The 10,077-nt window shown below is 74.6% G+C and carries 9 protein-coding genes and 1 tRNA gene; 2 read left to right on the top strand and 8 right to left on the bottom strand.

Annotation, left to right across the window (positions count from 1 at the left end; genetic code table 11):
- Positions 1 to 17: 17 nt before the first annotated feature.
- Positions 18 to 827, bottom strand: a complete 810-nt coding sequence (locus ACFQQJ_RS03875; protein WP_377104296.1) for a cytochrome b5 domain-containing protein — start codon at positions 825 to 827, stop codon at positions 18 to 20.
- Positions 828 to 895: 68 nt separating this feature from the next.
- Positions 896 to 1,297: a hypothetical protein gene (locus tag ACFQQJ_RS03870; protein ID WP_377104294.1), complete on the bottom strand. Its 402-nt coding sequence runs from the start codon at positions 1,295 to 1,297 to the stop codon at positions 896 to 898.
- A 49-nt stretch (positions 1,298 to 1,346) separates the two neighbouring features.
- Between ACFQQJ_RS03870 and ACFQQJ_RS03865 the strand changes: the two genes are divergently transcribed.
- Together ACFQQJ_RS03865 and ACFQQJ_RS03860 are read left to right on the top strand one after the other, a co-directional pair.
- Positions 1,347 to 2,039, top strand: a complete 693-nt coding sequence (locus ACFQQJ_RS03865) for a response regulator transcription factor (protein WP_377104292.1) — start codon at positions 1,347 to 1,349, stop codon at positions 2,037 to 2,039.
- Positions 2,039 to 3,313, top strand: coding sequence for a HAMP domain-containing protein (locus ACFQQJ_RS03860; RefSeq protein WP_377104290.1), 1,275 nt, complete (start codon positions 2,039 to 2,041; stop codon positions 3,311 to 3,313). Before ACFQQJ_RS03865 ends, ACFQQJ_RS03860 begins: the two co-directional genes overlap by 1 nt.
- Before the next feature lie 16 nt (positions 3,314 to 3,329).
- Here ACFQQJ_RS03860 and ACFQQJ_RS03855 read toward each other — a convergent pair whose 3' ends face one another.
- The 6 genes from ACFQQJ_RS03855 to ACFQQJ_RS03830 form a co-directional block, all read right to left on the bottom strand.
- On the bottom strand, positions 3,330 to 5,264 hold the full coding sequence (locus tag ACFQQJ_RS03855; protein WP_377104288.1) for a response regulator transcription factor: 1,935 nt from the start codon (positions 5,262 to 5,264) through the stop codon (positions 3,330 to 3,332).
- Positions 5,265 to 5,551: 287 nt separating this feature from the next.
- Positions 5,552 to 6,937, bottom strand: a complete 1,386-nt coding sequence (locus ACFQQJ_RS03850; RefSeq protein ID WP_377104286.1) for an FAD-binding oxidoreductase — start codon at positions 6,935 to 6,937, stop codon at positions 5,552 to 5,554.
- A gap of 218 nt (positions 6,938 to 7,155) precedes the next feature.
- Positions 7,156 to 7,237, bottom strand: a tRNA-Leu gene (locus ACFQQJ_RS03845).
- A gap of 355 nt (positions 7,238 to 7,592) precedes the next feature.
- Positions 7,593 to 8,939, bottom strand: coding sequence for a DNA polymerase IV (locus ACFQQJ_RS03840; RefSeq protein ID WP_377104284.1), 1,347 nt, complete (start codon positions 8,937 to 8,939; stop codon positions 7,593 to 7,595).
- A 3-nt stretch (positions 8,940 to 8,942) separates the two neighbouring features.
- The gene (locus ACFQQJ_RS03835) at positions 8,943 to 9,566 is read right to left on the bottom strand and encodes a hypothetical protein (protein ID WP_377104282.1); all 624 of its coding nucleotides are present in this window, start codon (positions 9,564 to 9,566) and stop codon (positions 8,943 to 8,945) included.
- Positions 9,566 to 10,051 carry a dihydrofolate reductase gene (locus tag ACFQQJ_RS03830; protein WP_377104281.1) on the bottom strand — a complete coding sequence of 162 codons (486 nt, stop codon included), beginning with the start codon at positions 10,049 to 10,051 and terminating at the stop codon, positions 9,566 to 9,568. Before ACFQQJ_RS03830 ends, ACFQQJ_RS03835 begins: the two co-directional genes overlap by 1 nt.
- Positions 10,052 to 10,077: the final 26 nt, after the last annotated feature.

The following is a 10,077-nucleotide window of genomic DNA, read 5'->3' as shown; positions in this document are numbered from 1 at the left end:
GGAGGGGGGCGGGCGGGTTAGGAGAGGGGGCCCAGGAGGTACTGGCGCAGGGCCTGGGCGGGGCGCTTCTGGTTGCCGTGCTCGGCCGTGAAGGCAGCCGTGGCGTCGGTGCCGCACAGGGCGATGATGCGCTGCGGGCCACCGGGGTGCGCGTCGATCCAGGTGGTGAGGTCGTAGACGTTGCCGTCCACCGCCGCCCAGCAGGACGACCGCTTCGCGTGCGAGGCGACGTCGGCCATCGTGTAGCTCGTGGCTGCGCCGGTGCTGCCGGACGACGAGGGGGTCGAGGAGCCGGACGGGGTCGAGGAGCCTGACGCCGACGGCTCGGCAGCCGTCGGGTGGTCGTTGGCGCTGGTCACGACGCCGGCCCACGCGGCCTGTGCTCCGGAGTGGCCCACCAGCACGGTGACGCCGGTGACGACGACGGCCAGGACGGCGGCGATCAGACCGGACGCGGTGGTGGCCAGCGAGCGCGGGCGACCGGCGCCGCCCGAGCGCCGGTGCAGGAAGAACCAGATGCCGGCGACCGCGACGAGCGCGACGGCCAGGATCGGCAGCAGGTCACCCCAGGCCGCGTGGGCCTCAGGCTCGCCGACCCGGGCGGCGAGGGCCTCGCCGGACTCCTTGGCCACGAACGCCGCACCCGTGCCGACGACCAGGGTTCCCAGGGTCAGCCACCCGAACCGGTCCGCCCACGACGGCACGATGACCAGGACGATGAGTCCGAGCGCAGCGAGCGGCAGCAGCACGACGGCGAAGTGGACGACGAGAGGGTGGACGGGAAGTCCGGCGATGGCGTCGAAGACGGACTCGAGTGGCGTCAGCATGACCACGACGGTAGGCGGGCCCACCTCAAGCGAACCTCAAGGGCGGGGCAAGCCTGCCCGAAGTCCGCTCAGGCGCGGGTGAACTCGGGACTGCCGTCGACGCAGGTGGCCAGGATCCGGACCTCCTTGCCCTCCCCCTCCTCGTCCTCGGCCTCGTTGGCCTCGAACTCGACGTGCAGCCGCTCCGGCCCGTGCTCGTAGACCTCCACCCGGTAGCCGAGGCTCGGGACGGCCGTCTCCAGCCGGATGGCATCGCCGGTGCAGGCCGCGGTGATCTTGCCCACCTTCCCGCTCCAGGACGTCACCGCCTGCCCGGGGGCGGCGCTCGGGGTCTCGTCGGGCGTGGTGACGACGACGGGCTGTCCGACGCGCGCGCCGACGGAGGAGATCACCACCCAGGTGAGGGTCGAGGCGCCCGCGACCGTGGCGACCCACAGCAGCGCCGCCAGCGCCAGCCTCCGTCCTCGCACCGGCCCATCATGGCACCCGCCGACCCCCGGCCGGAGTACCTTACGGGGCATGACGCGCGTGCTGGTGGTCGAGGACGACCCGGCGATCGGCCGCCTCCTGCGCCGGACGCTGACCGACCTGGGGAACGTGGTGACGGTCGCGTCGGACGGCGCGTCGGGACTCTCCCTCGCGCTCAACGAGCAACCGGACGTCGTGCTGCTCGACCTGGGGCTGCCGGACCTCGACGGACGCCAGGTGCTGCGGATGCTGCGGGCGATCAGCCAGGTCCCGGTGATCGTGGTCACCGCCCAGGACGACGACCGCACCGTCGTGCAGGCCCTCGACGCCGGCGCGGACGACTACCTGGTGAAGCCGTTCGGCAGCGAGCAGCTGGCCGCCCGGATCCGGGCCGTGCTGCGCCGCTCCGCGCCGTCCGGTGCCGGGGACCCCACCGTGCGCATCGGCGAGCTCGAGATCGACCCGGCCCGACATCAGGTGCGCCTCGGCGGCGAGCCGGTCGAGCTCTCCCGCAAGGAGTTCGACATGCTCTGGCTGCTGGCCACCCGGCCCGGTGAGGTCGTCACCAAGCGCGAGCTGCTCGCGGACGTGTGGGGGCTCCCCTTCGGCGGCGGTGACCGGACGGTGGACGTGCACCTCAGCTGGCTGCGCCGCAAGCTCGGGGAGACCGCTGCGGAACCGCGCTACCTGCACACCGTGCGCGGGGTGGGCATCCGGCTCGCGGCCCCCGGGTCGGACGACTGATGCGTCGCCAGGTCAGCCTGCTGGTCGCCGCGATCAGTGCGGCGATCGTGGCGTCCTTCGTGATCCCGCTGCTGCTGCTGGTGCAGACCCTCGCCGAGGACCGGGGCATGGCGATCGCCAGCCAGCAGGCGAACATCGTGGCCGTCCTGGTGTCCGGGCTGCACGAGAACCCGCGGCTGGCCGACGTCCTTCAGCCCACACTGACCAACTCCCCGGCCCGCACCAGCGTCGTGCTCGCCGACGGCACGGTGCTCGGCGCGCCCTGGCCGGACGCGGCCGCCGACCCCGAGTACCAGCGCGCGCGGCTCGGCGCGGCCTTCTCGGTGCGCGACGCCGCCGGCGGCCGCGTCTACGTGCCGGTGCTCGCCGACGGGGGGGTCGCGGTCACTCGCGCCACCATGACCGCCGCCCAGCTGGCCGAGGGTGTCCCGCTGGCGTGGGTGAGCGTGATCGCGCTCGGCCTGCTGCTCACCGAGGTCTCCGTGCTGGTCGCGGCACGGGTGGGACGCGGCGTGAGCCGGCCGCTTCTCGCCGTCGCCGACACCGCGCACCGCCTGCGCGAGGGCGACCTCGGCGCCCGGGCACCACTGGCCGGGCCGCCCGAAACCGTCGAGCTGGGCTCGGCGCTGAACGGGCTGGCCGACCGCATCGAGCAGCTGCTGGCGGCCGAGCGGGAGAATGTCCGCTCCCTCGCGCACCGGCTGCGCACCCCGGTGACCGCGCTGCGGCTGGAGGCCGAGCAGGTCGAGGACCCGGTGGGCCGGGCCGAGCTGGCCGAGCTCGTCGGGCAGCTGCAGGCGTCCATCGACGGCGTCGTGCGGGACGCGCAGCGCCCCCTCCGGGAGGACCTCCCGGGGGCGTGTGACGCCACCGCGGTCGTGGCCGCCCGGATCGACTACTGGCGCCCGCTCGCGGAGGATCAGGGACGGGCCGTCGCGGTCTCCCTCCCGTCCGGCCCCCTCCGGGTGGGGCTGAGCGAGCTCGAACTCTCCGACGTCGTGGACATCGGCATCGACAACATCTTCGCCCACACCCCGGAGGGCACCGCGTTCGGCGTCGCACTGTCCCGGGTGGGCGAAGAGGTGGTGCTCGTCCTCTCCGACGAGGGCCCGGGCTTCCCCACCGTGCGTCCCGCGGCGCGGCAGGGCACCTCCGGCATGGGGCTGGAGATCGCCCGCCGGCTCGTCGGGCGCGCGCGCGGCATCCTCGAGACGTCTCCCGCGGGGACCCCCGGCGGAGAAGTGCGGATCAGGATGCCGCTGGGCACGGCCTGAGGAGCGGACGCCGGCCTCAGGGCAGCGCGCCGTAGGTGCGTGCCCGCCGGACGAGCTCCGCCCGGGAGTCCGCCTGGAACTTCTCCCTCAGCGTCACCACCTGCTTGCGGACGGTGTTGACCGACACGTGCAGCCGGCGGGCGATGTCGGGCACCGACTCGTCCGTGGCCAGCAGGGGCAGCAGGACGGTCTCCCGCTCGGTGAGGTGCAGGGGCCGCGCGCCGCCGTCCCGGGAGTCGTTGAGCCCGGCGAGCCGCTCGCGGAGCACCCCGAGCCTGGGGTCGGCGGTGTCCAGCTCCGGCCCGCACGCGGTGAGCAGGGCCTCCCTCGCGGCCGTCGGCAGTAGGGCGAGGTGGGCGAACGAGCTGGTGGCGAGCAACCGGTTCAGCTCGCGGAGCGCGTCCCTGCGCATGGCGTCGTCGGCGCTGCCGTCCAGGAGGGCCGCACCGGAGCGCAGCAGCGCCAGCCGGTGCCGGTCGGTCGTCTCAAGGCCGTCCTCATACGGCCCGGCGTCGGCGAGCCGGACGGCCTGCGCGTACTGCCCCGCCCACACGTGGACGAGGGCCCGGGACGCCAGGCGAAGGTGCGCCGGCATGGCCTCGACCACCTGGGTGGCGGCGCCGAAGGCCCCGGCTCTGGTGAGCAGCCCGACGCGGGCGCGGGCGAGCAGCGCCTCGCCCAGCGGTTCGTCCTGCTCGCGGCCCAGCATCGAGAGGCGCTGGACCTCGGCGGCCAGCGTGCTGACCCCCAGCTCCGGGTCGCCCCACAGGGCGGACTGCCACGCGACGAGCGCCGCGCGCACCGACCACACCCCCGCCAGCGCGGACTCCTCCGCCGAGACCAGGGCCAGGACGTCCTCGAGCGCGTCACGGTCCAGGCGCCGCACCGCGTGGTTGCCGCGGGCGAGCAGCGCGTAGACCTGCCCCATGCCGCGCAGCCCGCGCACGCCCAGCCCGTCGTCGAGCGCGGCCGGTGCCGCGCGCAGCCCTGACGGCTCGTCGTCGGAGGAGAGGCTGCGCGCGAGGGCGTCGACGCCGGACGCGATGACGGCCACCGGCTCCCAGTCGGCGAGGATCGTGGCCCAGCGCGCCTCCTCGACCGCCCCGAGCGGGTCGTGCCGGAACAGCGCGAGCCGGGCGGAGAAGGCGCGGAAGATCGCCTGCGGCGTCCGACCCGGGCTGCGCCCCTGGCGCGACCTCGCGTCGATGAACGCGTCGATCTCCTGCTTGGTGCGCCAGGCGGCCTCCAGCGACTGGCCCACACGGGTGGACGGCAGCCGACGCTCCCCGATCATGCGGAACGTGCCGGCGCTGACCGCCTCGTCGCTGTGCTCGCGCACCGACCAGTCCGCGTGCAGCATGGCGGAGTCGAGCATCAGTCGCTGCAGCACCGCCTCCGACTCCTGGCGCGGGGTTCCGGCCAGCAGGGACGCAGCGGCCCCGGACGCCCAGGTCAGGATCGGGTGCAGGTAGCGGGCCTCGAGCGGCAGGTCGCGGAACACCTCGAGCGTTGGCCGCGAGAGCCCGGTGGTCTGCTCGCCCAGGAGCAGCCAGACGCGCTCGAAGAGGTCCCAGCGCGACAGCCCCCGCGCCCAGGCGGTGATCTCGTCCACCAGGTGCAGGTCGGGCTCCTCGGCCCACGCCTCGACCAGTCGGGTGCAGATGGCCTGGCCGCCGCCGAGGCCCTCCAGCTCCGACTCCAGCGCCGCGGCCCATTCGGGACGGAAGACGAAGGTGTCCGGCCGCGGTCCGGGTTCGGCGATCCCCGTGCGGCTGACCACGAGGGCGAACGCCTTCCACTCCATGGCGAGCCCGTCGCCGAAACACCGTGCGGCGAGCTGGTGGTAGTGCTGGTCGACCACCGGCCACAGCGTCAGCACCGCCACCCATCGCCCCAGCGGCGCAGGGATCTCGAGTGCGGATTCCGCAGGGTCGGTGTGCTCATCTCTCAATTGGCGGGGAATTGATAGCGGCAATTCCGCACCTGTCATGGGCAGCCTTCCGTCGCGGCGGATCTTCGCAGGCTGATCCTCCCGGCGCAGCCGCGCCCGTACACGAGGACCGGCAACCTGCCGGTAATTGCATCTTCTGCCTCTGACAAGGGCATCGGCAATCCGACGTGCGGTGAATGGATCTACGTACATCCACGCATCCGCGCTCGCGCGTGGGTCGCACAGGCCGGGGTCACCCGCCCGGCCGGGACCGCGCCGTGATTCGAAGGTGCTCCGGCGCTCCCGGCTCAGTCGAGGGGGTGGTTGGCGACGAAGACACCGTCCGGATCGACCTGACGGCGCACGGCGCGCAGCCGCTCGAGGGCGTCCGGGGCGAACGCGGCGGCGGCGTCTGCCGGCTGCTCGGTGAAGTTGAGGAAGCGGCGCCCCCGGGACCACGGCCGGAGCGCCTCGACAGCGCGGGCCGCGTCGGCCCGTCCCTGCTGCTGGAGCTCGGCGCTCGAGGCGCCGGCGAGGACGTAGGCGGCGTACGCGCCGGGGACCCTGTCCAGGGCGCCGCCGCCGGGGTGCGGTCGTCCCAGGGCACCGCCGAGGTGGCGGACCTCTGCGCTCAGCAGCGAGGTCGGCGCGTCCGGTCCGGCGCTCTCGACCAGCGCGTCGGCCGCGGCGGCGTCGAAGGAGTCGAGGAGCGTGTGGCCGGACACCGATGCCGTGGGGAGTTCCGGGTCGAAGTGCATGCGGGTGACCGCCTGCACCGGGGTCGGCCCGAAGGTGTCGACGCTCGGACGCAGCGCGCGCAGCGGGGCGATGAGGCGCGCTGCGGCCTCCGGGTCACCCAGGACGGCTCCGTCGACGACCACCATCTGCCGCCCGGGGAAGAGGCGGTGCGCGTCCGGGCGCCGCGGGCTGCCGAGCAGGCGCAGCGCCGTGGTGGCGGTCTCGGGCAGGTCCCGGGTCCAGCGGGCCCAGGCGCGACACACCTCGCGGGCCCGCGAGCCCTCCCACAGCAGCACGCCCGCGAACACCTCGCTGACCGGCAGCAGGGCGAGTTCGAGCGCGGTCACCACCCCGAGGTTGCCGCCGCCGCCGCGCAGCGCCCAGAACAGGTCCGGCTCGCTGCCGGCGTGCACGCGGTGCAGCGTGCCGTCGGCGAGCACGACCTCGGCCGCGACCACCTGGTTGCACGCGAGGCCGTGGGCGCGGGCGTACCAGGACAGCCCGCCGCCGAGGGTGTAGCCGACGACGGAGACGTCCGGTCCGCTGCCGTGGGTGACGGCGAGGTCGTGGGCAGCGGCGGCGTCCACCACGTCGGCCCAGGGCGTGGCGCCGAGCACCCGCACGACGCGACGGGCGGGGTCGACGGCGACACCCGTGAGGCCCGACAGCTTCAGCAGCACGGCGTCGTCCATGCGGCCGGTGAGCGGACCGGCGTTGTGGCCGCCGGCCTGGGGCACGACCCTCAGCCCCGCGGCCGTTGCGGCCCGCACGACGGCGACCACGTCCGCAGCGCTCGAGGCGACGGCGATGGCGGCGGGCCGCTGGTCGACGGCGAGGTTCCACGGGAGGCGGCCCCGCTCGTAGCCGGGATGGCCGGGAAGCAGCACCAGACCACCGCCGAGCAGCGCCTGGAAGGTGCGGGCCTGGGGGGTGGTCCCGGTCGGGGCGGAGGTCACACTGGTCTCCTCACCTGGTGGTCGGGCGGAGCGGTGGCGGCTGGCGTCCCCGCGCACCCGACAACCGTGCGTCCCTCCAGCCCGCGCGGTCCAGAGCCATCCTGCACTTGGTGCAGGACTTGGTCAGGGGCTTGGTTGCACGCCGTGCGGGAGGACCGCGCCTTCGTGGCGGGAGTCCACCCTCGTGGCGTCCTCTCGGCAGGCAGCTCAGCGGGACGTGCCGGAGAAGGGACTTGAACCCTCACGCCCGAAGGCACAGGAACCTAAATCCTGCGTGTCTGCCAGTTCCACCACTCCGGCCCCAGACCGGGGGAGTCTACTGTGGCGCGCCCGCCGTGAGGCCGGGGTGTACCAAGCCGGTGGTGGTTCAGCGCACCAAGGACGCGAGTAAACGCGGTGCCACCCCTTCCGGAGGCCGTCCGCGCTTGCCAGACTCGATCCGGGAACACCACTTCGAAGCGTCCAGACCCAGAGGCGGCGTTCTCCCAGACCTCAGATGCGGGAGCGGATGGCCACCCCCTCCGTCCCCCTCCGGAGCCACCGGCCCCCGCATCGGCCGTCCCTCGCGGGACGACGCTGGCGCCCCGCGCGCCCAGCCGGAAGCCGAGGCCGTCGACACCCGGGACCCCCCGACCCGGGAATCGGCGGCCTCGACTCATTCGCCGTGCGGGTCGGTCCCACCGCCTCCGTCGTCGGCGTCACGGTCGGCCGCGGGGGACAGCTCCGGGTCGTCGACGGCGAAGGTGCGCACCGGGCCGGGTCCCGACTCCGCCGTCTCGAAGCGCACGGTCACCCGGCCCAGGCCCGAGCCCCACACCCAGCCCGCACCGTGACGCCGGTGCCACACGTCCGCGCCAGGGAGCCAGCCGGACGGACGCCTCGTCAGCGGCGCCTCCGCCTCCTCGACAACCCGCCCGGAGCCGGTCGTCTCCAGGTCGAACAGGGGCTCCTGCGCCACCTCGACCAGACCCGACACCCCCACGCCCAGCAGGCGGACCCCCTGGCTGGTCTCCAGCCCGTCCAGCAGCGTGCGGGCGACCTGGGCGACCACCTCGACCCGGTCGGTCGCCCCGTCGAGGGTGCGCGAGCGCGTCACGGAGGAGAAGTCGGGCCAGCGCACCTTGACCGTCACCGTGCGGGCGAACAGGCCCGCCCTGCCCAGCCGCTGGGCCACCTGGGTGGCCTGGCGGTCGGCGATGCCGGCGAGCACGCCGGGGTCGGACAGGTCGCGCTCGAAGGTGTCCTCGACCGAGATCGACTTCGTCTCACGCTCCGGTTCGATCGCCCGGTCGTCGTCGGCGAAGGCCAGGCGGTGCAGGTGCTCTCCCCCGGACCGCCCCAGTTCGCGCACGAGCTCGGCCTCGGAGAGTCCCTGGAGGTCCGCGACGGTGCGGACGCCGAGCCGCGCCAGCCGGTCCATCGTCGCCGGACCCACGCCGGGGATCGCCCGGGCCGGCAGCGGGGCGATCGTCGCCACCTCGGTGCCGGGCGCCACCAGGCGGACGCCGTCCGGCTTGGCCAGCTCGCTGGCGACCTTCGCGATGAACTTCGAGCTGCCCAGGCCGACGGAGGCGGTCAGCCCGCCGGTCTCCTCTGTGAGGCGGGCGCGCAGGCCGGCGGCCAGCGCGAGCAGGTCGGGCTCGGCGAGCGAGCGCTCCGGCCCCGCGGCCAGGTCGACGAACGCCTCGTCCAGGCTGAGCGGCTCGACCAGCGGCGACAGCTCGCGCAGGAGCCCCATGACGATCCGGCTCGCCGCGCGGTAGGCGTCGAAGCGCCCGGCGAGGAAGGCGGCGTGCGGGCACCGGCGCCGCGCCTCGCTCATCGCCATGGCCGAGCCCACTCCGAACCGGCGCGCCTCGTAGGAGGCGGTCGACACCACGCCGCGCAGCCCGACCCCCCCGACGATCACGGGCTTGCCCCGCAGCGAGGGCTTGTCGCGCTGCTCGACCGCGGCGAAGAAGGCGTCGAGGTCGAGGTGCATCACCGAGGCGTGGGACCGCACGGGTCAGCCCAGCGAGTCCAGGTAGGCCCGGCCGCGGGGTGAGAGGCGGTAGCCCACCCGCAGGCTCTCGGTGAGCCCGAGCGCCTTGAGCCGGCGGATGTCGGCCTTCATCGGTGGCACCTCCCGTTCGAGCAGGGCTGCCAGTTCCGTCGAGATCACGCCCGGGTTGTCGCGGATCCACTCCAGGATCACCCGGGTCCAGGGTCCGGTGCGCCGGCCCGCGTCGAGCCGGTCCACGGCCTTTGCGAGGACGGCCAGCTCGCCGACAGAGGGGACGTCCTCGCGCAATGCCACCCGGGGGTCCTCCCCCACCCAGGACAGCCGGACGCGGTACACGTGATCGCCGCCCTTGCCGGAGCGCGGGCCGCGGCGCACCGGCGCCACCGGGGCCACTGCGGGGAAGAGCTGGCGACGAAGCGCAGCCAGGTCGGCGAACCCGGCCGCGCGGGCATCCTGCTCGGTCAGGTCTCCGGGCCCCGGCACCTCCTCGACGGCGTCGAACGCCACGATGCCTGCGCTGGTCAGTTGCGTGCCGCCGACCCGGACCCGTGGCTCCTCCCACCGGCGGAACGCCAGCGTGACGGTGCCCTCACGAACCCCCTGTGCGATCCGGGCAGGCAGCAGCATCAGCGCCGCCGGTAGTGCACGAAGTCGAAGCCCGCGCGCGGCTCACGCGACACCTCGACCCACTCTGCGGGGTCGATCGCCGGCAGCCGGACCGACCCCTCCGCGACCGCGTGCACCTCGGTCAGGTCGAGGTCGGTCAGCAGTGGCCAGGCCTGCTCGTAGATGGTGCCGCCGCCGGCCACGTACACCTGGTCGTCGATGCCCGCGGCCAGGGCGAGCGCCTCCTCCAGGGAGCCGGCCGCGCGCCCCTCCGCCCGTCCGTCGGTGGGCAGGACCACCGAGCCGGGGCTCCGGGTGACGACGATGGTGGTGCGCCCGGGCAGCCAGCGGCCGATGGCGTCGTGCGTGCGACGCCCCATCACCAGCACGTGCCCGCTGGTCACCCGCTTGAAGCGGGCCCAGTCCTCGGCGATCTCGAACGGCTGGTGCTCCCCGTCCCCGATGACGCCGTGGGCGTCGACGATGGCGATGGCGATCAGTGACACGGGCTTGCCTCCTCCGCGGCGATCGT

Origin of the sequence: Propionicimonas sp. T2.31MG-18, from assembly GCF_964266745.1 — a bacterium.
Lineage (GTDB): Bacteria > Actinomycetota > Actinomycetes > Propionibacteriales > Propionibacteriaceae > Propionicimonas.
The sequence above is the reverse complement of the archived record's forward strand: the minus strand, read 5'-3'. Positions and strand labels throughout refer to the sequence as shown.

Bases quoted from the DNA above. Each gene is read 5' to 3' on its own strand.
- ACFQQJ_RS03865 (WP_377104292.1), top strand. From the start codon at position 1,347: ATGACGCGCGTGCTGGTGGTCGAGGACGACCCGGCGATCGGCCGCCTC.
- ACFQQJ_RS03835 (WP_377104282.1), bottom strand. From the start codon at position 9,566: ATGCTGCTGCCTGCCCGGATCGCACAGGGGGTTCGTGAGGGCACCGTC.
- ACFQQJ_RS03860 (WP_377104290.1), top strand. From the start codon at position 2,039: ATGCGTCGCCAGGTCAGCCTGCTGGTCGCCGCGATCAGTGCGGCGATC.
- ACFQQJ_RS03875 (WP_377104296.1), bottom strand. From the start codon at position 827: ATGCTGACGCCACTCGAGTCCGTCTTCGACGCCATCGCCGGACTTCCC.